Genomic DNA, 23,434 nt, shown 5'->3' on the forward strand with positions numbered 1-23,434 from the left:
ATTGCGCCGCGATAAGTCTGACAAGTTGGCAGCAGCGTCGCTGGATCGGCCGTATTTCGGCTGCGCGGCCTCTTGCAGCGTTGCCGATGTCTTGCAATAAGTCCGAGTAATAAGAGCAACGCGGGCCTCAAGACCGCGACATTCCTGGGAGGATCGTTTGAAAAGAGCTGCAGCCATATTGTTTGCCGCGATTGCCGCCGTCGGATCGGCGTCGGCGCAAACCGCCGCGCCGGCGATCGTCGAGGATTTCAAGCCGTCTTCCGTAAACCAGCCGGGGCAACAATATCCGCAGGTCAATTCGCAGGGTTATGTCCGCTTTCGCGTCACGGCGCCCGATGCACAGGCCGTCAAGGTGAGCCTAGGGCTGGGCGGCCGCGGCGGCACCGTGCTGACCAAGGGCGCCGACGGCACCTGGACCGGCACCACCGAGGGGCCGCTCGACGAGGGATTCCATTATTATCATCTGACTGTCGACGGCGGTACGTTCAACGACCCGGGGACGCTGAACTTCTACGGCTCGACGCGGTGGGAGAGCGGCGTGGAGGTTCCGGCGCACGACGCGGATTTCTATGCGCTGAAGGACGTGCCGCACGGCCGGGTGGAGCAGGTGCTGTTTCCGTCCGCCAGTACCGGCACGCAACGCCGCGCCTTTGTCTACACCCCGCCGGGATATGACCAGAACCAGCGCGCGCGCTATCCGGTCTTGTATCTGCAGCATGGCTGGGGTGAGGACGAGACCGCCTGGTCCAACCAGGGCCATGCCAATCTGATCATGGATAATCTGATCGCCGCCGGCAAGGCGAAGCCGTTCATCATCGTGATGACCTATGGCATGACCAACAACGTGCGCCCGGGCAGCCCCGGCGGTCTCGCCAGTTTCGACATCAAGCCGTTCCAGACGGTCCTGGTCAAGGAACTGATCCCCTATGTCGATACGCACTTCCGCACGGTGGCCGATCAGCGCCAGCGCGCGATGGCGGGCCTGTCGATGGGCGGTTTCGAAACCAAGCTGATCGCGCCGAAGAATCTCGATACATTCGCCTATATCGGCCTGCTGAGCGGTGGGACGGTCTCGGTCGACGACGTCAACAGCACCCCGGGGTACAAGGACAAGATCAAGCTGACCTTCGTCAGCTTCGGCAGCCGCGAACTCGAAGGCCGGGGTATGGCCGGGCCTCCGGGTGCGCCCCGCGCCGACCCGCGGGCGAACGCAGAGGCGCTGAAGGCCGCCGGGATCAACAGCGTCTTCTATGTGTCGCCCAATACGGGACACGAATTCCTGTCCTGGCGGCGCAGCCTGTACGAAATGGCCCCGCTGCTGTTCCGGAACTGAAAGAGCGGGCCGGCCGTGAGCCCATAGGCGCGGCACCTGCCGCGGCCTGGTTGGGCGGTTTCGGCCGGCCCTGATGATCCCTGCGCGCGGTTCAATACGCCGGACGCGAACGAGATGGAGAGCGCGATGAAGAAACTGCTGACCGCGGGGCTGATGGCCGCGCTCTCCGGATCGTCGCTGTCCGCGGCTCCGCCCGATCCGCTGGCGCCGACCGGGCGCTGGTCGGCCTATACCGCCGGGCGTGCCGCGACGCCGCCGATGGGGTGGAGCACCTGGAACGCCTTCGCCACCGCCATCGACGAGGACAAGATCATCGGGTCGGCGCAGCAGATCGTCGATAGCGGGCTGGCGGCCAAGGGCTATCGCTACATCAATATCGACGATGGCTGGGCGCTGAAGCGTCGGATGCCCGATGGCCATATGATCATCCGCACCGACAAGTTTCCGTCGGCGCGGGCGGGCGGCGACACCCCCAGTTTCAGGCCGTTTACCGATCGGCTCCATGCGATGGGCCTGAAGGCGGGCATCTATTCCGATCTGGGCCGGAACACCTGTTCCGAAGCCTGGTCGCCGACCGACGACGATCTGCCCAAGGGCAATGTCCTGGAACGCGAGGTCGGTCTTTACGGGCGCATCGATCAGGATATCGCGCTCTATTTCGCCAAATGGGGCTTCGACTTCATCAAGGTCGATGGCTGCGGCCTGCGCGATTATGCGCCCGACAATGACCGGGTGCGCTCCGGCAAGTTCCGGGCGCTGGGGCCGATCCTGGATTCCGGCGCGGTGACGCGCACCGACATTCCCGCGATTCAGGCACTGTTCCGGCAGATCAACGCAGCGCTGTCACGCGAGAATCCGGACGGCGACTATCTGTTGTCGCTGTGCATCTGGGGCGCCGCGAACGTGCGCGCCTGGGGCAAGGATTATGGCGGGATTTCGCGCACCAGCGACGACATCTCGCCGGCCTGGGGAAGGCTGCTGGTCAATTACGACACGGCGGTGACGCGGTCGCTCTATGCCCATCCCGGATCCTGGAACGATCCCGACATGCTGCACATCGGCGCGGGCGACTTCGACGCGGATCACCTGACCGAGGCGCGATCGCATTTCGCGCTCTGGGCGATGCTCAACGCCCCGCTGATGATCGGCACCGACCTGCGCAAGACGCCCAAGGCGCTGCTCGACATCTTCGGCAATGCCGACATCATCGCGCTCGATCAGGACCCCGCCGGCAACCAGGCGACGCTGGCCTATGATTCCAGCGACCTGCAGATCCTGGTGAAGACGCTGGCGTCGGGCGACAAGGCGCTCGCGATCTTCAACCGAGGCTCGGGCGACTATGACGTCGATCTGAGCGCGGCGCATCTCAGGTTCAGCGACGCAGCGCCGGTCGAACTGACCGATTTGTGGAGCAAGCGGCGGACCAGCTTCACCGGCAAGACCAGGCTGCGCGTCAAACCGCGCGAGACGCTGATCTTCCGCGCCAAGGGCCTTCGTACACTGCAGGGGGGCTATTATCTGTCGGAACAGCCGGGCAGCGTGAACCCGGCGATCGACGGCGTCGTCCGCCCGACCGTCGACCCCACGATCTTCCGCACGGCGGCGGGATGGGCGGGCACCAACGGCGCCGGCGACAGGCCCACCTATGCCGGCTGGGGCGGCGCGCGCGCCGACAGCGCGCCTTATGGGCAGGTGCTCCACGTCGCGGGAAAGCCGTTCGACGCAGGCATCGGGGTTCTCGCAAACTCACGGCTGGAGGTGCGGAATAGCCGCGCGCGGCGCTTCACCGCGATGGTCGGCGTGGACGATAGCGCGACGGACAAGACCCACCTCGTCACCTTCGCCGTCTATGGCGACGGCAAGCTGCTCGCCACCAGCCAGCCGCTGAAATGGGGCACGGCGGCGCGGCCGCTCTCGGTGCCGGTTGTCGGCGTGAAGCTGATCGAACTGGTCGCGCGCAGCAGCGGCGCGGACAACCAGCGGCTGCCCGTCACCTGGGGAGAAGCGGCGCTGATGGAGCGCTGACACGACGGGCGTGCCGGCGTGGGGGGGAGGGTACCTGTCGTCGCGGTGCACCCGGATAGAATATCTGCGTAGCAAAATCGCGCGCCGTCGAGGAGAGAGCGCCCGTCCTGCCGCATTCGGAGCGTCGATGAGTATCAGTTTTTTCAGGCCGTTGCTGGCGGGCGCCCGTCTTGGCGACAGGGTCGTCGCCAGTGTCGGCGCAACCATCTGCATCGCCCTGACGATCGTCGTCTGTGCGCAGTTTCCGATGGCGCCCCACAATCTGCCGATCATCCTGGCGCCGCTCGGCGCATCCGCGGTGCTGGTGTTTGCGGTTCCGTCCAGCCCGCTCGCCCAGCCCTGGCCGGTGGCGGGCGGCAACACGCTCTCGGCACTGGTCGGGGTGGCCGCGTTCCACGCCATTCCGGAGCCGACGATCGCCGCCGGCGTCGCGGTCGGCGCGGCGATCCTGGCCATGTCGCTGTGCCGCTGCCTCCACCCGCCGGGCGGCGCCGTGGCGCTGACCGCCGTCATCGGCACGCAGGACATTCATGCGGCGGGGCTGGCGTTCGCCTTCGCGCCCGTGGCGCTCAATTCGATCGCGCTGGTTTCGCTCGGGATGTTCTTCCATCGCGTGTCCGGCCACAGCTATCCGCACGTCGCTCTCCCGATCGGGCCGCCGCTTCAGGCGTCGGGGCTTCATCTCGAGGATATCGACCGGGCACTGGCCGACCTTCCCGACAGCTTCGACATCGGCCGCGAGGATCTCGACGTGCTTCTCTCCTGCGCCGAAGTCCATGCGATCGAGCGCCGGAGCGGGCGGGGCGCGTCTGTTCCGGGGAAGCTATCCCGTTAGAGCGTTTTCGAGCTGAATTGATCCAACGCCGTTCGGCCCCGGACTTGATCCGGGGTTGTCGAAGCCCTGCTCTTTTCTTCCGCAAAAGAAAGAACAGCCCTTCGACAAGCTCAGGGCGAACGGGAGGGGAAGTTCCAGTAGCTAAGTTTCGCTGCCCTTATTCCTCCAGGCTATGATATTTCCGCAGGACCGGCGGCGGCGCGGCCAGTCGGGCGAGCTGCGGCGCGAGGTCCTTGGGCGGGATCACCACCTCGACCAGCGCGGGCACGTCCGTCAGCCCGCCGATCTCGGCCAGCGCGGTGGCGAGCTGGTCCGTGGTCTTCACGCGGTAGCCTTTGGCACCGAACGCCTTGGCCAGCGCGAGATAGTCCCAGTCGGGCAGCACGTCGAAGGGCGCGAACTCGCCTTCCGGCGTGAAGGCCTTGATGTCGACGAATGCCTGTTCGATCGCATAGCCCTGGTTGCTCATCACGAACACCACGGCGGGGACCTTGGCCCGGGCGAGGCTCGATATCTCCTGGCAGATCATCATGAAGCCGCCGTCGCCGGCGATCACCCAGGGGCGCTTGCCCGAGGCCAGCGCCACGCCGAGCGCGCAGCCGGTTTCGTGGCCGAGCGAGCCCCAGGCGGCCTGCGCGACGAAGCTGTCGCGCGGCAGGCCCATGAGGTTGCCCCAGACATAGAGCGAGGTGCTCTCGCCCAGGATGAGCACGCTCTCGTCGATCAGCTTCTCGTGTTTCAGCCAGTGGGAGAACTGGCGGTAGAAGACATTGTAGGTAAGGCCGTGGCCGGCGCCCTTCTCCGCGGTCTCGTCGGTGTCTTCGGGGACGTCGGGCGCCTCGAAGCTGCGCGGGAAGGCGTCGTCTTCCTCGAAGCGGGCGACCAAAGCCGCCAGGAAATCGGCCAGCGTGATCTGCGCGAAATAATCGATGCCGACGCGGGTATCCTCGTCGTTGCACGACACCATGTCGGCATAGCGCGCGGCCATGATGTCGAGATAATCGTCGGTGATGATCGCCCCCAGCGCGACCGGGCAATCGCAGGCGCCCATGATCGTGCGGGTGAGCGCGGGCGAGGCGGGGCCGGCATAGGTGCCGATGAACTGGGCCTGCGCCTCGTCCAGCACGGTCTTGCCGAGGCTGGTGGTGGTGAAGGGCAGGCCGCTGACATCGACCAGCTTCTGCGCGAGCTCCTGCAGGCCGAAGCGCTGGATCTCGACGCCGAACCACAAAACCGGCTGTTCGGCGCTGAGGATGCGGCCCCAGGTCGCGGCGATCGCCTTGGCCAGATAGGTCGCGTTGCTGGTCTGCGGCACCGGGGCGAGCGTGCCGACCGGATCGGCGCAGGCCTGAGTCCAGACATTCTGCAGCACCTCGAGATAGATCGGGCGGCGGAAGGTGAGCATCGCGGTGATCGCGCGGTCGATCTGGGCCGGGGCGAAATCGGGATCGACGACGATCTCCGACGCGACCGTGACATGGGCGAACAGCTTCGCGTTGACCTCCAAATCCCCGGTCGAATGATGGAACAGGATCTGCTGCTGGCGTTCGGGCAGCCGGTTGTTGTTCGATGGTGCGGCGGAGATGATCGCGACCGGCACACGCTCCACCCAGGAGCCGGCGGCGCAGTTGAGCGCGCTCATCGTGCCCACCCCGTACTGCACGCAGGCGGCACCGATGCCCTTGAACCGGGCATAGCCGTCCGCCGCATAGCCCGAGCCGAGCTCGTTGATGTTGGGCACGCGCTCGATCGCGGGATCGTCGTCGAGCGCGTCGAGAAAGGGCGAGGCGTAATCGCCGGGGACAGCGAAGACATGGCTGAGGCCGGCCTGTTTCAGGCGCTCGAGGATATAGTCGGCGACGTTCATTTCAGCCCTCCTCGACGGCGCACAGGCAATTGGGGGTGATCGACGAGAGCATCGTCCCGCAATCGAAACAGGGCAGGCAGGCGTCCAGATCGGTACCGCAGCCGACACAGGGATCGCCGGGCGGGCAGGGATTGGGCATCAACGCATAGCTCGGGTCGAGCCAGGTCGGCGGCGTCATGCCGAAGAAATCCTGCAGGGTGGATTCAGCGATGTCGAGCGCCCCCTCGACCCAGCCCTGGCCGAGCGAATAAGCCTCGCCGACGATATGGATGTCGTATTTCGCGACGGGCTTGCGCATCTGGCACATGATCTGGTCGAGGCGGAAATTGGCCTTCCATTCGTGCCAGCCGCCGCCATAGGGATCCTCGTTCCAGGTGTGATAGACCGCGGCATAGGGATCGGGGATCTGCGGCAGGGCATGGACCTGCGCGACCTGGCGGTTGGCGACGTCGACCATTTCCGCGGTGGCGCGGAAACCGGTCTTGGGCCCGAGCGGGAGGACGTTCTCGACGCCGCCTTCGAGGCAGGCGGGGCGATAGCCCTCATAGGCCTTGCCGCGCTCGAGGCCCTTCCAGAAGGGCACCGTGCCGAGATCGTTGTAGCTCGCCATGAGCAGCGAGTTGAGGAAGGGCTCGCCGCTTGGTTGCTCGCCCTCGGTGCCGAAATAATAGACCTGGCGGACGGGAAGGTCGGTGACCGAGCGGCCGGCGACGAGGCCCTGCGAGCGCCACCACGGGGTTTCGTACGCGAGCAGCAGCTTGAACGCGCTCTGGATGAGGACCGAGGGGATGTTCTTCTTCAGCCAGGGATCGTCGAAGAAATCGCTCTTGATCAGTTCCAGGCTGCGGCGGGGCATGGCGAGGATCAGCTTCTTGCAGCGGACCTTGATCGTCTTGTCAGTGTCGACATCGCGGGTCTGCTTCTCGTCATCGGTATGCGTCTGGCGGAAGATGAGGGTGTAGGGCCAGTCGCCGGTGCCGAGGATGATCTCCTCCAGCCGGTGGTTCATGAAGACGCGCTTGCCCTTGGCGGTCTTGCCGGGGAATGTGTCGTTGAATTCCCTGGCGAGCTGGATGGGGAGCTGGTCATAGCCTTCCGCGAGCGTGAGGAACTGAGTCTCGTCGCTATATTCGGTGGCGGGGAGCTGGGTGACGGCGCAGGCATTGGCGACGTTCGCCTCGTAACCGCCGGCGTCGCGCATGAACTGATAGCCCTCGTTGGAAAGCACGCGGAACATCAGGTCCCAGAAGCCGTATTTCCACATCGGCTTGCCGAACACCTTGACCTGCATCTGCTGGCACAGGCTGAGATTGGCGAAGCCGGGATAGAGGTTGTTCATCACCTGCACCTGCAGGTTGGTCGGGCCGAGGCCGCGTTCGGACCAGGCGAGGTTGTAGGGGACCTTGTCCGGATCATCGAGCTCGTGCAGCCGCAGATGCTTCCCGCGCAGATAGAAGAGGTTGCAGTTGGAGCCCACGGGTGCGGGCGCGCCCATCGGGAAGTCCTTGGTCTGCAGATTGAGGTGCTTGACCAGGTCGGCGACCATGATGTGCTGGGTCGGGATGTAGCGCATGCCGCCCAGTTCGGCCTTGACGTTGGGCAGGCCGGGCAGGGTGGTGGTGTAGAGCCGGCCGCCGATGCGGTCCGAATATTCGAACAGGCCGATCGCCTGCTTGTCGCCGCGATCCTGCTGGAGCCGCCACGCGCTGTACGCGCCGGACACGCCGCCGCCGACTATCGCTACATCGAGATCCATGCTGCCCTCCCCATTTCAGACACAGCGCGGCACGCACCATCGACGGATGTCGAGCCGCTGATTTTTCCAAAAGATGGTCTGTGCCGAACGAAGGGAGACGCTAGCGCTGGGGGTCCGGGGTGTAAATCTGGCCGGGGTGGGAGACGAAACCGAAACTGGGGCTAGTTGACGTCGCGCGGGTCTGGAGGGGGCAGGTCGTCTAGGGGAGATCGAGGTTCATGCTCCCGCTCCTTTGCGACGTGCGATATCCCCACCGAGGGGCTGGTACCGCTACCATTTTTTGATTAGACCGCTCAAAAAGCCGGAGAGGGATCTCATGAAATTCAAGTTATTGGCCGCGGCCGCGACGATGTCGTTCCTCGTTTCGGGTGCCGCGAGCGCGCAGGATGTGCCGGCGACCCGGGTTGCGGGCGGCAATGTCGAGCAGCGCGCGGCGGCGATCGTCGCGAAGATGACCCTGGAGGAGAAGGCGGCGCAGCTGGGCAATGTCGCGCCCGCTATCCCGCGGCTCGGCGTACCCGCGTATAACTGGTGGAACGAAGGGCTGCATGGCGTCGCGCGCGCCGGGATCGCGACGGTTTTCCCCCAGGCGATCGGCATGGCCGCGAGCTGGGACACCAATCTTATGGGCAAGGTGGCCGACACGATTGGCACCGAATTCCGCGCCAAATATGTTGAGCGCGTCCATCCCGACGGCAGCACCGATTTCTATCGCGGGCTGACCGTGTGGTCGCCCAACATCAACATCTTCCGCGATCCGCGCTGGGGCCGGGGGCAGGAGACGTATGGCGAGGATCCGTTCCTGACCGGGCGCATCGGCACTGCCTTCATCAAGGGCCTGCAGGGCACCGACCCCGATTATTACAAGACGATCGCCACCTCGAAGCATTTCGCGGTGCATAGCGGGCCGGAATCGAACCGGCACCGCGAGGACGTTCACCCGAGCGCGCACGACCTGGAGGACACCTATCTCCCCGCGTTCCGCACGACGGTGACCCAGGGCAAGGTCCAGTCGATCATGTGCGTCTACAACGCGATCGACGGCGTGCCGGGCTGTGCCAATGATTTCCTGATGAACCAGCGTCTGCGCAAGGACTGGGGCTTCAACGGTTATGTCGTGTCGGATTGCGGCGCGGCGGCGAACATCTATCGACCGGACAGCCTGCATTACCGCAAGACGCCGGCCGAGGGTGTCGCGGTCGGGTTCCAGGCGGGCATGGACGTGATCTGCGGCGATTATCGCAACCATATGACGACGGACGCGGATTCGATCGTCGAGGCCGTGAACAAGGGACTGTTGCCGATCGCGACGGTCGACCGGTCGCTGGTGCGGCTGTTCTCGGCGCGCATCCGGCTCGGGCTGGTCGACACGCCTGTCCGGCCCTTCGCCACCATCACCGCGGCGGATAACGACACCGACGCCCACCGCGCGCTCTCCCGCAATATGGCCGAGGCGTCGCTGGTGCTGCTGAAGAACCAGGGCAATCTGCTGCCGCTGGCGGGCGTGCCGAAGACCATCGCGGTGATCGGGCCGAACGCGGATTCGATGGATACGCTGGTCGGCAATTATTACGGCACGCCGTCGCGACCGGTGACGGTGCTCGACGGCATCCGCGCACGCTTCCCGCAATCGACGATCGTCTTTGCCGAGGGCACCGGGCTGGTCGGCCCGGCCGAGCCGGCAGTGCCCGACAGCGTGTTGTGCGTCGATGCCGAGTGCAGGACGCCGGGGCTGAAGGCGGAATATTTCGCTGGCACCAATCTGGAGGGTGCGCCGGTCGAGACAAAGACTCAGGCCAACGCCATCATCGAATGGAATGGCGACAAGGCGGCCTCGGCGCGCTGGACCGGCACGCTGGTGGCGCCGGAGAGCGGTGAATATCGCTTCCGCTTCGCGAGCGAGAATGGCTACCGCGTATATGTCGGCGACAAGATCGTCGTGGACGAATGGGGCGTGGGCGACGCGCCCTCGATCCTGTCGGGCGCGATCACGCTCGAAAAGGGCAGGAAATATCCGATCCGGGTCGAGGGCTTCCAGCGCGGCGCGCGGGGCGAGCAGCATCTCGTGTGGAGCCCGCCGAGCCAGAATGGCGACGATGCGGTCGCGGCGGCCAAGTCGGTCGATCTGGTGGTGTTCGTCGGGGGTCTTTCGGCGCGGATCGAGGGCGAGGAGATGAAGATCAAGGCGCCGGGCTTTGCCGGCGGCGATCGTACCAGCCTCGACCTCCCGGCACCGCAGGAGGCCTTGTTGAAGCGCGTGCAGGCAGTCGGCAAGCCGACCGTGCTGGTGCTGATGAACGGCAGCGCGCTGAGCATCAACTGGGCGGATGCGAACGTGCCCGCGATCGTCGAGGCCTGGTATCCGGGCGAGGAGGGCGGAAACGCCGTTGCCGGGCTGCTGGCGGGTGATTTCAGCCCGGCCGGGCGGCTCCCCGTCACCTTCTACAGGAGCGCCGAGCAGCTTCCGCCGTTCGAGGATTATGCGATGGCGGGGCGGACCTATCGTTACTTCAAGGGCGAGGTGCTGTATCCGTTCGGCCATGGGCTGAGCTACACCAGCTTCGGCTATGCCAATCCGCGGGTGCAGACGAAGGGCGTCGTCACCGTGTCGGTCGACGTGACCAATAGCGGCGCGCGCGATGGTGACGAGGTGGTGCAGCTGTACCTGTCGCATCCGGGGGTTGTCGGCGCGCCGGTGCGGGCGCTTGAGGGCTTCCAGCGCGTGCATCTGTCTAAGGGCGAGACGCGCAGCGTGACCTTCACGCTCGACGACCGGACGCTGAGCGTGGTCGACGACAAGGGCGTGCGCAAGGTCGTGCCGGGCATGGTGGATGTCTGGGTCGGCGGCGGTCAGCCGGTGTCGCGGCCCGGCATGGCGCAGGCGGCCGGCGTGAAGACCAGCTTCAAGGTAACCAGGTCGGCGGTGCTGCCCAAATAAGGATATCTGGCGCAGCTCTGGAAAAGGGGTTTGCCGCGGCGTGTGAGCCGATGCGCCGCGGCAAACCCCATGCAACCCCGCTATCGCCGGAAAGGATTTACCCGAGCGCCACGGAGCCGGGAAACGACCGTCGACGGAGATGCGACGGGTGCGATGAAGGTGCTGCTTACCTCAGAACCGGTAGACGCCGCCCGCCTCCGCCGCGACGAAGTGCGCGGCCGCTATCGCGGCGGCTTCCAATGCCGCCGCCAGCCCTTCGACCGGGGCATCGCGCGGTTCGTCGGTGAGCTGAAAGGTACCCCAATGAATGCCGAGCGCACGGGCCGCGCCGACGTCCTGCAGGATCGCCACTGCCTCGGCCGGATTGACATGCTGGTCGGCCATGAACCAGCGCGGCTCATAGGCGCCGATCGGGATCAGCGCGACGTCGGGCGCGCCGTGGCGGTCGCGGATGTCGCGGAAGATCGCGCCATCGCCATAACCCGTGTCGCCGGCGAACCACACAGAGCCGGCCGGGGTGTCGATCCAATGGCCCGCCCATAACGCCATGCGCCGGTCGCCCGGGCCGCGCGCCGACCAGTGGTTGGCGCGAGTCAGGGTCGTGGCCAGTCCGGGGGCGAGCTCGATCCGGTCGTGCCAGTCGCCGACCGTGATCCGGGCATCGGGTACCGCGCGCCGGACGATCGCATCATTGCCGAGCGGCATCACCATCAGCGGCGCATGCGCGGCGTGAAGCCGGCGAAGCGTGGCGAGATCGAGATGGTCATAATGGTTGTGGCTGAGCAGCACGGCGTGGATCGGCGGCAGATGCTCGAACGCGACGCCCGGCGCGGTCACGCGTTTCGGGCCGACATTGGAAAAAGGGCTCGCCCGCTCCGACCAGACCGGATCGGTCAGCAGGTTCACCCCACCGGCCTGGATCAGCAGCGTCGCGTGGCCGATCATGGTGATCGTCAGCCGTTCCGGCGCGGGGTCGGGGCGTGCCTGCTCGACCGGCACCCTCTTCGGCCAGCGGGCCGGGCGTTCGCCGAGCTTCCAGCGGAGTATCTGCGACAGGGCGCGATCGGTGGCGGGCTGGCCTGGATTGAAGAAGCGGACGCCGTCGAAATGGTCGCTAGGCGGCGCGGTGAGATAGCGGTTCTTCGGCATCGCCGCGGTTCTGACGCATCGCGGCTTGCAGCGCCAGCGTCGCTTTCAGGCGCGGTATCGTTAATGATAATGCGATTGACTCGCATTATAACTATCCCCTAGCGGCCGGCGCATCACGTCAGCAAAGGATCCGCCGAAATGAAACCGTCCGTGCGACATGCATTGCTTGCGACCGTCTTCAGCCTGTTGCTGCCGGGCACCGCGCTGGCCGCCGGGCCGGGGGACGAGGATGTCCAGGACCGGGGGGACATCATCGTCACCGGCACGCTCGACACGCCGAGCGCGGCGGCCACCGGCCTGACGCTCACGCCGCGCGAAACGCCGCAATCGGTGACGATCATCGACCGGACGCGGATCAGCGATTTCGCGCTGACCAACGTCAACGATCTGCTGAACCAAGTGGTCGGCATCAATGTCGAGCGGGTCGAGACCGATCGGACCTATTTCAATGCGCGCGGCTTCGACATCACCAATTTCCAGGTCGACGGGATCGGCCTGCCGCTGCTGTGGGGCATCCAGTTCGGCGATCTCGACACCGCGCTGTTCGAGCGGGTCGAGGCAGTGCGCGGCGCCAACGCGATCATGACCGGCATCGGCAACCCGTCCGCGACGATCAACTATGTCCGCAAGCGCCCGACCGACACGCTTCAGGCCAATCTGTCGGCGCAGCTCGGTTCCTGGGACCAGAAGCGCGTGGAAGCCGATGTCTCGGTGCCGATCACCGATACGCTCTCGGTCCGGGGAATCGTCGCACATGAGGACCGCGATTCCTATCTCGATTACAATCATGTCGACCGGAACGTGTACGGCGCGCTGCTCAGCTGGGAAGCGACGCCGCGGCTGAAGGCGACGGTCGGGTACAGCCGGCAGGACAATCGCGCGGACGGCGTGTTGTGGGGCGCGTTGCCGCTGACCTATACCGACGGCAGCCGGATCGATTTCCCCGTCTCCGCTTCGACCTCGGCCGACTGGACCTATTGGGACACGCACGACCAGAGTGTCTTCGGCGAGCTCGCCTACAGCTTCGCCGGCGGCTGGTCGGCCAAGGGCGTGTTCACCTACAAGCGCTTTACCGAGGAATCGAAGCTGCTCTACGCCTATGGCTATCCGGACAAGGCGACCGGGCTCGGCGTCGGCGGCATGTCGGGCATCTATCCGTCAACCTATGACCAGTATCTCGGCGACTTCACCGCCTCGGGGCCGATCAAGCTGTTCGGGCGCGAGCATGAGCTTGCATTCGGCGTATCGACCGCGCGATCGGATGGGCTGGAATATGAGAATTTCTCCTCCGATCCGATCGACTTCCCGGCGGTGCAGGACTGGGGCCGGGTGCAGGTCGCGGAGCCGGTCTATCCCGGAGCCTATCTCGCGGCGGATTATGGCGACCGGCTGACCCGCGTCTATGGCGCGGCGCATCTCAACGTCGCGGACAATCTCAAGGCTGTGGTCGGCGCCAGCGCGATGTGGCTGACATCGACCGGCACCTCCTATGGCACCGATCAGTCGCGCGACGACAGCGCGGTCAGCCCCTATGTCGGCGCGGTCTTCGATCTCACGAAGAACGTCTCGCTCTATGCGAGCTATACCGACATCTTCAATCCGCAGGCCGAGACCGGCATCGACAACCGCAAGCTCGATCCCGCGGCGGGCAGCAGCATCGAAGGCGGCATCAAGAGCGAATGGTTCGGCGGTCGGCTCTACGCCACCGCATCGCTGTTCCGCGCCAGGCAGAAGGGCCTCGCCTCGGCGATCGGCACCTATGGCGATCCGGACGGCCCATGTCCGGAAGGCCCGATCGGCGACACCTGCTATGCCGGGGTCGATACGACATCGAAAGGATTCGAGATCGAGGTCGCCGGGCGGATCACCGATCGCTGGAGCGTGAGCGGCGGCTATACCGGGCTGAAGATCGAAGATCAGGCGGGCAACAGGGTACGCACCTATCTGCCCACCAAAACGCTGAAGCTCGCCACCAATTATGTCCTGCCTGAGTTCAACGATCTGAGGTTCGGCGCGCAACTGCGCTGGCAGAATGCGATCAGTTATGCCGATGCCGGCGTACAGGCCTACGGCGTGGTCAACGGCGACGTGATCCTGAAGCAGGAAGCTTATGCGGTGGTCGACCTGATGGCGGGCATTCGCCTGATCGACCGGGTGCGCGCGACGGTGAATGTGCGCAACGTGACGGACAGGAAATATCTCGGCAGCCTGATGTGGGGCCAGGCCTTTTACGCTGCGCCGCGCAGCGCGAGCGTCACGTTGAGCTTCGCCTATTGATCCGGTGACGCACCGGCCTTGCGCATGAAATGACCGCCGGAGAGGCCGCGGAGCAGGGCGAGGCGGTATTTCGCGTGGATCTCGGGCGCGTTCCAGTTCCCGCTCGGCCAGTCGGCGATCAGGGTGCGCAGCATCGCCAGGTCGAGCGGACCCGCGCTGTCGACCGCGGCGGCGATCCGGTCGAGTTCCGCCGCTGCCTCGTCCCGGGCTCCGGCGAGGCCTTCGTGCCAGTCGGCTGCCTGGAGCCCCTTGCGCTGCGCATTCAGCACGGCGGCGGGCAGGCGATCGGTGAAGGCGTTGCGGGCGATCGCGCGGGGGCGGCCGTCACGCAGATATTCGGTCGCAGGGATGGACAGGCACAGCTCGATCAGGCGGCGGTCGGCGCTGGGGTCGCGCGTGTCGACGCCCCAGCCGGCGAGATAGCCCTTGTTGTAATTGCCGAGGTCAGCGCGCTGCAGCGCATGGACTCGCGCCGCGACGGGGTCGCGCGGCGGATGGTAGCTGAAATCGGCATCCGCCCGCCTGGCGCGCGCCGGGTTCACTGCGCTGTGGTCACGCAGATCGAGACGCCGGCCGCGGGTGCGGTCGAGCAGGCGCCACAGGCCGGCGGGAAGCCATGGCCCGAGCGTATGCGCGGCGCTGTTGCGCAGGGACACGCCGTTGCTCCGCAAGTCCCGGAGATGGCTTGCGAGCTGGATCAGGCGACCGCGGGCGAGAAGATCGGGCAAGGCGGAGAAACCGGTGAAGCTGAAGCTCATATTGCCCATCTGGCCGGTGAGCATGACCGTGACGCCCCGCCCCTTTGCCGCGTCCATGATCGCGTCCATCCAGGTGCCGTTGCACAGGTTGAGCACCGGACGGTCGAACAGCAGGACGTTGCGGTCGAGCGCGGCGAGCGGAGACCGGCCGCCGGTACGGACCAGCACATGCGCCATGTTCGGATAGAGCGCGGCGACGGCGGCGGCCATGGGGCCTTCATCGGCGACATGGTTGCGCGGGACGGCGCCGTCATAGCCGGCGCGGGGCACGGCGGTGAAGGCGGCGAGCCGGCCGTCGGGGGCGAGCAGCCGCGCGGCGGTTGCGGCGACGGCGCCGCTGTCCAGCCCGCCGCTGAGATGCGTGCCGGTGAGCCCGCTTATGCTCCTGAGTCGCGCGGCGACGGCGCGGTCGAGCTGTTCGCGGACCGCCTCGTCATAATCGGCGGCAGTGCGGAGCCGGAGGAGTGGCGGCGCGGGGTTCCAGTAACGACGGGTCGAGAGGCCGGCCGGGGTGACCGCGACGACATGGCCCGCCGGCACGCGCTCGACGCCCTCGTAGAAGCTGCGTCCGCCGGTCTCGGGGAGAAGCGCGAGGAATTCGGCGACCATGTCCTGGTCGGGCCGGGGTGGGACATCGGGCAAGGCGTGCAGGCCCCTGGGCATCGAGGCGAAGGCAAGGAAATCGCGCCCGCGATGATAATGGAGCGGGCGCTGGCCGAGGAAATCGCGCGCGAGCAACAGGCGGCGATTGGTGCGGTCCCAGAAGGCGAAGGCGAAATCACCGGCGAGGCGGTCGACCGCGGCCTCGCCCCAGCGGACGAGGGCGGCCATCAGGACGGCGGCGTCCGACTGACGGTTCAGGTCGTGCGGCGGGAAGTCGAGGTCGCGCCAGAGATCCTCGCGATTGTCGAGGCGGAGATCGGCGACCAGGGCGAAGCGGCCGTGATCGATCACCACCGGGCCGGTGTCGAAATCGTCTTCCGGCAACGTCGCGTGGAGATCGCGCCCCATCGCCAACATATCGTCAGCCCAGCAGACGGGCTTGCCGCTGCCGTAGAGGCGCTGTGCGCCGAGCATCCGGCCGCAGGCGCCGGACAGGTCCGGACGGCCGGCAAAGCTCAGCATGCCGGCGAGGGCGGTCATCGGACGGTGTCGGGCGTGGAAGGCAGGCGCATCGGGAGAACGGTAGCGGCGTCTGGGCGAACCCGGAAGCTCTCGCAAACAGGCATTTCCAACCCTTCTCCGTTCGCCCTGAGCTTGTCGAAGGGCTGTTCTTCCCTTTTGCCGCGAGAAAGGAAGAACGGGGCTTCGACAAGCTCAGCCCGAACGGGAGAGGGGTGGCGGGCTCCCGCCCCCGCTACGCCGCTTGCGAGACCCACCGCTCCGCCAGCACATGCGCCTTGGGATCGTCCACGTCGATCCAGCTAATGCCCGTGCAATCCGCCACATGGGCGAGGCCCTGGCCGGCAAGATAGCCAACCCCCGCACTGAGCGATGGCGCCTCGAAGCGCTTCAGCGCGTCGAACAGGGCAGGGCCGATCGCGAAGACGCCGGTGTCGAAGCAATCGAACACATCTATGCCCTTGCCGATCGCGACGATGGCGTCACCGTCGGTTGCGACCCGAGTGACGTCGTCCATGTCGACCGCTTCCTGCTCGAGCAGCCGGTCGATGCCGAGGGTCAGCCCGCCCTGCGCGCCGATTTCGGCGAGCCGCCGGTAGAGCGCCGGATCGACCAGGTGATCGCACATCGCGAGCAGCGCGTCGCCACCCCGCGCCGCCGCTTCCGCCGCAAGCACGGAGACGCCGTTCGGTTTGCGATAGTCCTCGGACATCACGGTCTCGACCGTCACCGGCCAGTCGCGTGCGCCAAGCGCGGCGGTGATCGCCTCCGCGCCATAGCCGAGCACGACGATGACGCGGGTGATGCCCGCGGCCGCGAAGCCGGTGATGGCGTGTTCGAGCAGGGTCTTGCCGCCCACGACGCAGAGCGGCTTGTAGGGTGCCAGCGCCCGCAACCGGCTGCCTTCGCCGGCTGCGAGCAGGATCGCGGTGTCGATCACGCCGCGATGAATTCCTCGACGGCGATCTGGGCGAGGTCGTCGGTCATCTGCGTGCGTGGATGCTTGCAGAAATAGGCCGAAGCGCCGTCGATCGGGCCGCCCAGGCCGCGGTCGAGCGCGAGCTTGGCGCAGCGGATCATGTCGATCGCGACGCCTGCGGAGTTCGGGCTGTCCTCGACCGAGAGGCGCAGCTCCAGGTTCATCGGCACGCCGCCGAACAGCTGGCCTTCCATACGCAGGAAGCAGATCTTGTTGTCGTTCTGCCACGCGACATAGTCGGACGGGCCGACATGGATGTTCTCGTCTTCCAGGCGCTCGGCCGCGACCGACTGGACGGCTTCGGTCTTCGAAACCTTCTTCGAGGCCAGGCGCTTGCGGTTCGACATGTTGAGGAAGTCGGTATTGCCGCCGGTGTTGAGCTGATAGGTGCGATCCAGCTTCACGCCGCGCTTGGCGAACAGGTCGGTCAGCACGCGGTGGACGATGGTCGCGCCGAGCTGCGCCTTGATGTCGTCGCCGATGATCGGCACGTTCGCATCGCTGAAGCGCTTGGCCCATTCGGGGTTGCTGGCGATGAACACCGGGATGTTGTTGACGAAGGCGACGCCTGCTTCGAGCGCGCATTCGGCGTAGAACTCGCTCGCTTCCTGCGAGCCCACCGGCAGATAGTTCATCAGCACGTCGGTGCCAGATGCCTTCAGCTCGGCGACCACTTCATCCTTGGTCGGCTCGGCCAGGTCGGCGACCAGGAAGGTGCGATCGTCGGCATAATTCTCCATATGCTCGGCGACGCCATCCAGGATCTTGCCCATCTTCACCTTGGTGCCGGTCGGCTTGACGACCGGCGAGAAGATCGCGGTGCAATTCGGCTTGGCAAAGATCGCCTCCGCCACGTCCTTGCCGACCTTGCGCCTGTCGACGTCCCAGGCAGCGACGACCTGGATATCGCTCGGACGGTAGCCGCCGAGTTCCCAGTGCATCAGGCCGACATTGTCATTGGCGCCGTCCCGGTAATGCTCCAGGCCCTGCACCAGCGAGCTTGCGCAGTTGCCTACGCCCACCAGGGCGATCCGAATGCTGTTCATGGTCGATTGATATCCTTGGAGTGAATAGAAAAAGAAGGTGTGGCACCCACGGGTGCGGTTGCCGAGAACTGACGCAACAAAACGGCCTCGATATGGCGGTGCCAGCCGATGGCGATGGCGGTGACGAGAAACAGGGGCACGAGCTCGAACCACCAGAACCAGCGCGGATCGCCGGAAAGGCAGGCGAGAAAGATCGCATAGACGCGAACATTGGCCGTCAACAGGATCATCAGGCGCATCGGCCCCGCCGCTCGTGCCGAATAGGCCGTGGCGAGCCGGGGGGCGATGGCGCGGTCCTCGAACAGGGCGTCGAAGCGAGTCGAGGCGCGATCGATCGAGGTGGCGATCCAGTCATAGGCCCGGACCACCAGATTGCCCGATCCGGCAACCACCGGTCCGCGCGCCAGCCCACGCGCGCGGCGGTGGAAACGGGCGCGTTCGCCCTCATACAGGCTGGACTGGACGATATGGGCGCCCCCGGCACCCAAGGCCCAGGCCCAGCCTTCGCCGGTGCCGATCGAGGTGGCGATGACGACGTAGATCAGGATGAACACGCCGTGATCGCACACGCCGTCCAGAATCCGGCCGATCGCGCTGGCGGTGTTGGTCGCGCGGGCGACCATGCCGTCGAGTCCGTCGGCGATCAGCCAGCAGATCGAGAGAGCGAGACCGACCACAGCGAAGCGCCAGTCATGCCATTGGGCATAAGCGGCGGCGGCTATGATTCCGAAACCGAGCCCCATCACGGAGACCAGATTGGCGGAGACGCGGTGCTCCACCGCCCAGGGCAAAAGGGCGCGCCCGGCAGGGTGAATGATCCAGAGGTTGGTAGGATCCTCTATCCGGCGATCCCGCGACCCGTCCGGTGGAGGCGTTGTCATGCGGACGTCATATATTCTTCACCACGCCGAAGTCCAAAGAATGTTAATGTAGCACAGGAAATTCGCGCCAGACCGTTAGCCCGGAATGTCCCGGAACGGGAGGAGAAAGCGGTAACAAGCCGTGATTCGCGCCAGAATGGCGGTGTCGATCCTGCAACACGCGTTGCGCCGCGCCCATGTCCCACCAACGCATTCCCCCATTGTTGTCACCGCGACTCGGTGGCGTTCACGCCGTCTCGGCCGCGATCCTGCGCAATGCCTGTTCGAAGGCCTCGGGCGGCTGGCCGCCGGAGATGAGATAACGATCGTCGATGACGATGGCCGGCACGGCGCTGATGCCGCGCGATTGCCAGAGCTGTTCGGTGCGGCGAACCTCCTCGGCATATTGGCCGGTCGCGAGAACCTCGCGCGCCGCCGCCGGATCGAGGCCGGCCTTCTCCGCCGCCGCGACCAGCACATCATGGTCGGACGGGTCCTGCTGGTCGGTGAAATAGGCATCGAACAGCGCGTGCTTGAGCGCGGCTTGATGGCCCTCGATCTCGGCCCAGTGGAGCAGGCGGTGCGCGTCGAACGTGTTGTAGATGCGGCTCTGGTCGGTGCCGCGCATGGTGAAGCCGAGCTCGGCCGCGCGGGCGCGGATCATCTCGCGATTGGCGGCCGACTGCTCCGGCGTGGAGCCATATTTCTCTGCGACATGCTCGACGATGTTCTGGCCCTCCGGCGGCATCGCCGGATTGAGCTCGAACGGCTGGAAAATGATGTGCGCATCGACCACGTCACTGGTCTTCGCCAGCGCCTCCTCCAGTCCGCGCAGCCCGATGATGCACCAGGGACAGGACACGTCGGAGACGAAATCGATCTTCATCGGGCGGGGCATGGGGAATCCTTCGCGAGCGGTGCGCCCCTCATATGAGGAGTGCTGAGCACGATTTCCAATGGAGGGCGAGAAGTTCCCGGTCAGCTCGCCTTGCGCAACGCCGCAACCTGTTTCGGCGTCACGCTGGACGGCTTCGATCCGAAGCGGGCGGTGACATAATTCGCCACGGCGGCGATCTCCGCGTCGCTATAGGCATGACCAAAGGCCGGCATGACCATGTCGCCCTGCGCCGTGTGCCGCCGCGCGCCGAGGATCACCACCTGCGCGACATTGGTCGCCTCCGGATCATTGACCGCGCGCGATCCGTTGAGCGTGGCGAGGCCGGTCAGCGCGCCATTGCCGTTCCAGGCATGGCAGCCGATGCATGCGCCCTCGAAGATCTTCTTGCCGAGCGGCGCAGCCTCGTCCGCGGCGGCCAGACGGTGGCCGACCGGTGCGGGGCCGGGGGCCGGGCGGGGCTGGTCGGACGTCGAGACGGCGGGGACGCTGCGCAGATAAGTGACCATCGCCGCGATGTCCGACGGCGTCAGGTAGCGCAGGCTGAGGTCGACCGCTTCGCCCATGGGGCCGGTGGCGGTGCCGCGGCCGGGCGCATGGCCTTGCGAGAGATATTGGGCGAGCTCGCCATCGCCCCAGTCGCCGACGCCGGTCGCCTTGTCGGCGGTGATGTTGAACGCCCGCCAGCCGGCGGTCACCGCGCCGGCATATTTGCGGCGATTGTCGAGCGCCTGCATCAGGTTGCGCGGCGTGTGGCACTCGCCGCAATGCGCCAGCGCTTCGCTGAGATAGGCGCCGCGATTCCATTCGGGGCTGCGGTCGGTGTTCGGCTCGAAGCGGCGGTTCGGGTTGAACAGGCCGCCCCAGACCGACATCAGCCACCGCTGGTTGAACGGGAAGGAAAAGGTCAGCATCGGTCGCTCGAAGCGCGCCGGGGGCAGGGTGGCGAGATAGGCGCGGATCGCCAGGGCATCCGCATCCGTCATCCAGGTGTAGGCGCTGTACGGCATCGCCGGGTAGAGATGGCCCTTCGGCCCCTTGCCTTCGCGCAATGCGGCGAGGAACTGCGCATCCGTCCAGCCGCCGATGCCGGTTGCCCTGTCTGGGGTGATGTTGGGCGACCAGATCGTGCCGAAGGGCAGCTTGAACGGCAGGCCGCCCGCAAAGGGCACGCCGCCCTTGGCGGTGTGGCAGGCCTGGCAATCCGCGGCGAGCGTCAGATATTTGCCCCGCGCGACCGGATCGGCCGAGGCGAAGTCGGCGGGTACGCCAGTGACGTTGGGGCCGCGATATTTCGCCAGCGACACGCGGTGCCCGCCGGCGAAATCCATCGCGCCCGGCCCGAAGGCGATCCAGGCCAGGGCTCCGGCGCCGGCCACGACGATGGCGGCGATGACGCTTGCGATGATGCGACGGCGGCTCATGCTTCCTTCCTCCCGGCCAGCACATCGCGGTCGATCGGCAGGCGGCGCAGCCGCTTGCCGGTCGCAGCGAAGATCGCGTTGGCGAGCGGTGCCATCGAAATCGAGGTGCCGGCTTCGCCGATGCCGCCCGGCGCTTCGCGGCTGCGCATGATGTGCACTTCGATCGGCGGCGTCTCGTTCATGCGGAGCATGCGGTAGTCGTGGAAATTGCTCTGCTGCACCCGGCCCTTCTCGATCGTGATCTCGCCGTGGAGCGCCGCGGTCATGCCGAAGATGATGCCGCCCTGGAGCTGCGCGATGATCGTGTCGGGGTTCACCGCAATGCCGGTATCGACGACGCAGACCACACGGCGCAACGTGACCTCGCCGTCTTCGGACACGCCGACCTCGGTGACGGTGGCGATCCAGCTGGCAAAGGCGGGCTGCACCGCGACGCCCCGGCCGACGCGCGGGGGCAGCGGACTGCCCCAGCCCGATTTCCGCGCGGCGACGCGGAGCGCCGCCTGGAGCCGGGGCGCCTTGCCCAGCATGTTCAGGCGGAACTGCACCGGGTCGATACCCGCCTTGTGCGCCAGCTCGTCGATGAAGCTTTCGATGACGAAGACATTGTGCGCCGGGCCGACGCCGCGCCAGAAGCCGGTCGGCACGGCGGGTGGCTCCTCGCGCACGAAATCGACCCGGAAATTGGGGATGTCGTACGGCATGTCCTGTGCGCAATCGACCGCGTCGAAATCCTGGCCGTTGACGAAGGCAGGCGGCAGCCAGCGCGCCAGCACCGACGATCCGGTGATGACATGATGCCAGGCGCTGATCTTGCCGTCCTCGAGCGTCGCGCTGAAGCGGTCGTGCCAGGACGGGCGATAAACGTCGTGCTGGATATCCTCCTCGCGGCTCCACACGACCTTTACCGGCGCGTCGACCTGCTGTGCGATGCGCACGGCCTTTTCGACCTGGTCGACCTCGAGCCGCCGGCCGAAGCCGCCGCCGAGCAGATGATTGTGCACTATGACCTTGTCGAGCGGCAGGCCGGTGACCTTGGCGGCCACCGCCTGGGCGCGGCTCATCACCTGGATGCCAGTCCAGATCTCGCACCCACCGGGCGTGATGTGCACGGTGCAGTTCATCGGCTCCATCGGCGCATGGGCGAGGAACGGCACGTCATAGGTGGCCTGGATCGGATCCTTGCCGAGTGCCTTGGCGACGTCGCCGATATTCTTGGCGTTGACGCCGGGGCGCTGGCTGGCCTTGACCAGATTGGCGCGGATCTGGGCGGTGTCGACGCCGGCGTTGCTCCCCTCGTTCCAGGTGATGTTGAGCGCGGCGAGACCCTGAAGTGCTGCCCACATATGATCGCCGACCACCGCGACCAGATCGTCCAGCACGACAACCTGCCGGAAGCCGGGCACCAGCTTCGCGGCGCTGTCGTCGACATGGCCGACCTTGCCGCCGAATACGGGGGAATGGGCGAGGGTCGCGAACTTCACGCCCGGGGGCATGGCGTCGATGCCGTATTTGGCCTGGCCGTTGACCTTTTCCGGCGTGTCGAGCCGGCGGAGCGGCTTGCCGATCAGGCGGAAATCCTTCGGGTCCTTGATCTGCGGTTCGGCCGGCGGCTTCAGCCCCGCCGCACGGCCGGTGAGCGCGCCATAGCCGATGCGGCGACCGGTCGCGTCATGGATCACTTCGCTCGCTTCGGTGCGGCAGCTCGCGGGATCGACCTTCCAGCCGGCAGCGGCGGCCTGGATCAGGATCGCGCGGGTGCCCGCGGCGGCCTTGCGCAGGGGCAGCCAGAAAGCGCGGATCGAGTTGGAATTGCCCGTCGCCTGCAGGCCGAACACGGGGTTGGCGTAGAGTGCGTCGCTCGGCGGGGCATGCTCATAGGCCACCCGGTGCCAGTCCGCGTCGAGTTCCTCGGCGAGGATCATCGAGATCGAGGTGTAGGTGCCCTGGCCCATCTCGACCTGGGGCATCACCAGGGTGACCTTGCCGGCCGGGTCGATGCGGATGAAGGCGTTGGGCGCGAAACCCGGCGTCGCGGCGTCGGCCGCCATGATGCCCGGCGCGACGAAGCCGATGAGCAGGCCACCGCCCACCGCCGCGCCGACCTGAAGCAGGCTGCGGCGGGAAAGGATGGGGCCAGTCGGCGAAGGATCGGTCAGGACGGACATGG

At 66.4% G+C, this 23,434-nt stretch carries 15 protein-coding genes; 5 read left to right on the forward strand and 10 right to left on the reverse strand.

Annotated features, from left to right (window positions below; translation table 11 throughout):
* Window positions 1-157: 157 nt before the first annotated feature.
* From ACZ1I2_RS10655 to ACZ1I2_RS10665, 3 genes are all read left to right on the forward strand, one after another.
* Window positions 158-1,333 (forward strand): alpha/beta hydrolase-fold protein, encoded by a 1,176-nt coding sequence (locus ACZ1I2_RS10655; protein ID WP_465174138.1) that lies wholly within the window; start codon window positions 158-160, stop codon window positions 1,331-1,333.
* A 126-nt stretch (window positions 1,334-1,459) separates the two neighbouring features.
* Window positions 1,460-3,358 carry an NPCBM/NEW2 domain-containing protein gene (locus tag ACZ1I2_RS10660; RefSeq protein ID WP_465174137.1) on the forward strand — a complete coding sequence of 633 codons (1,899 nt, stop codon included), beginning with the start codon at window positions 1,460-1,462 and terminating at the stop codon, window positions 3,356-3,358.
* Window positions 3,359-3,491: 133 nt separating this feature from the next.
* On the forward strand, window positions 3,492-4,193 hold the full coding sequence (locus ACZ1I2_RS10665; RefSeq protein ID WP_465177152.1) for an HPP family protein: 702 nt from the start codon (window positions 3,492-3,494) through the stop codon (window positions 4,191-4,193).
* A 157-nt stretch (window positions 4,194-4,350) separates the two neighbouring features.
* On the opposite strand, the gene ACZ1I2_RS10670 is transcribed toward ACZ1I2_RS10665, so the two are convergent.
* Window positions 4,351-6,060 (reverse strand): alpha-keto acid decarboxylase family protein, encoded by a 1,710-nt coding sequence (locus tag ACZ1I2_RS10670; RefSeq protein ID WP_465174136.1) that lies wholly within the window; start codon window positions 6,058-6,060, stop codon window positions 4,351-4,353.
* A gap of 1 nt (window position 6,061) precedes the next feature.
* Window positions 6,062-7,816: a flavin monoamine oxidase family protein gene (locus ACZ1I2_RS10675; RefSeq protein WP_465174135.1), complete on the reverse strand. Its 1,755-nt coding sequence runs from the start codon at window positions 7,814-7,816 to the stop codon at window positions 6,062-6,064.
* Window positions 7,817-8,132: 316 nt separating this feature from the next.
* Here ACZ1I2_RS10675 and ACZ1I2_RS10680 point away from each other — a divergent pair, with 316 nt between their 5' ends.
* Window positions 8,133-10,754 carry a glycoside hydrolase family 3 protein gene (locus tag ACZ1I2_RS10680; protein WP_465174134.1) on the forward strand — a complete coding sequence of 874 codons (2,622 nt, stop codon included), beginning with the start codon at window positions 8,133-8,135 and terminating at the stop codon, window positions 10,752-10,754.
* Between the two features lie 171 nt (window positions 10,755-10,925).
* Here ACZ1I2_RS10680 and ACZ1I2_RS10685 read toward each other — a convergent pair whose 3' ends face one another.
* Complete coding sequence (locus ACZ1I2_RS10685) at window positions 10,926-11,903, reverse strand: MBL fold metallo-hydrolase (RefSeq protein WP_465174133.1); 978 nt, start codon at window positions 11,901-11,903, stop codon at window positions 10,926-10,928.
* A gap of 138 nt (window positions 11,904-12,041) precedes the next feature.
* On the opposite strand from ACZ1I2_RS10685, the gene ACZ1I2_RS10690 reads away from it, so the two are divergent.
* The gene (locus tag ACZ1I2_RS10690) at window positions 12,042-14,180 is read left to right on the forward strand and encodes a TonB-dependent siderophore receptor (protein ID WP_465174132.1); all 2,139 of its coding nucleotides are present in this window, start codon (window positions 12,042-12,044) and stop codon (window positions 14,178-14,180) included.
* Here the strand turns inward: ACZ1I2_RS10690 and ACZ1I2_RS10695 are convergent.
* From ACZ1I2_RS10695 to ACZ1I2_RS10725, 7 genes are all read right to left on the reverse strand, one after another.
* Window positions 14,174-16,081: an asparagine synthetase B family protein gene (locus ACZ1I2_RS10695; RefSeq protein WP_465174131.1), complete on the reverse strand. Its 1,908-nt coding sequence runs from the start codon at window positions 16,079-16,081 to the stop codon at window positions 14,174-14,176. The genes ACZ1I2_RS10690 and ACZ1I2_RS10695 overlap by 7 nt on opposite strands.
* Window positions 16,082-16,295: 214 nt before the next feature.
* Entirely contained in the window at window positions 16,296-17,000 is a 705-nt protein-coding gene (locus ACZ1I2_RS10700; protein WP_465174130.1) for a phosphocholine cytidylyltransferase family protein, read from the reverse strand.
* Window positions 16,997-18,085 carry an inositol-3-phosphate synthase gene (locus ACZ1I2_RS10705; protein WP_465169713.1) on the reverse strand — a complete coding sequence of 363 codons (1,089 nt, stop codon included), beginning with the start codon at window positions 18,083-18,085 and terminating at the stop codon, window positions 16,997-16,999. Before ACZ1I2_RS10705 ends, ACZ1I2_RS10700 begins: the two co-directional genes overlap by 4 nt.
* Complete coding sequence (locus ACZ1I2_RS10710; protein WP_465174129.1) at window positions 18,082-18,966, reverse strand: CDP-alcohol phosphatidyltransferase family protein; 885 nt, start codon at window positions 18,964-18,966, stop codon at window positions 18,082-18,084. The genes ACZ1I2_RS10705 and ACZ1I2_RS10710 overlap by 4 nt, the downstream gene beginning before the upstream one ends.
* Before the next feature lie 226 nt (window positions 18,967-19,192).
* Window positions 19,193-19,843 carry a DsbA family oxidoreductase gene (locus ACZ1I2_RS10715; protein WP_465174128.1) on the reverse strand — a complete coding sequence of 217 codons (651 nt, stop codon included), beginning with the start codon at window positions 19,841-19,843 and terminating at the stop codon, window positions 19,193-19,195.
* Between the two features lie 80 nt (window positions 19,844-19,923).
* On the reverse strand, window positions 19,924-21,264 hold the full coding sequence (locus tag ACZ1I2_RS10720) for a c-type cytochrome (RefSeq protein ID WP_465174127.1): 1,341 nt from the start codon (window positions 21,262-21,264) through the stop codon (window positions 19,924-19,926).
* The gene (locus ACZ1I2_RS10725) at window positions 21,261-23,432 is read right to left on the reverse strand and encodes a xanthine dehydrogenase family protein molybdopterin-binding subunit (protein ID WP_465174126.1); all 2,172 of its coding nucleotides are present in this window, start codon (window positions 23,430-23,432) and stop codon (window positions 21,261-21,263) included. The genes ACZ1I2_RS10720 and ACZ1I2_RS10725 overlap by 4 nt, the downstream gene beginning before the upstream one ends.
* Between the last annotated feature and the right edge of the window lie 2 nt (window positions 23,433-23,434).

Source organism: Sphingomonas sp. BL-S-29, assembly GCF_055521495.1.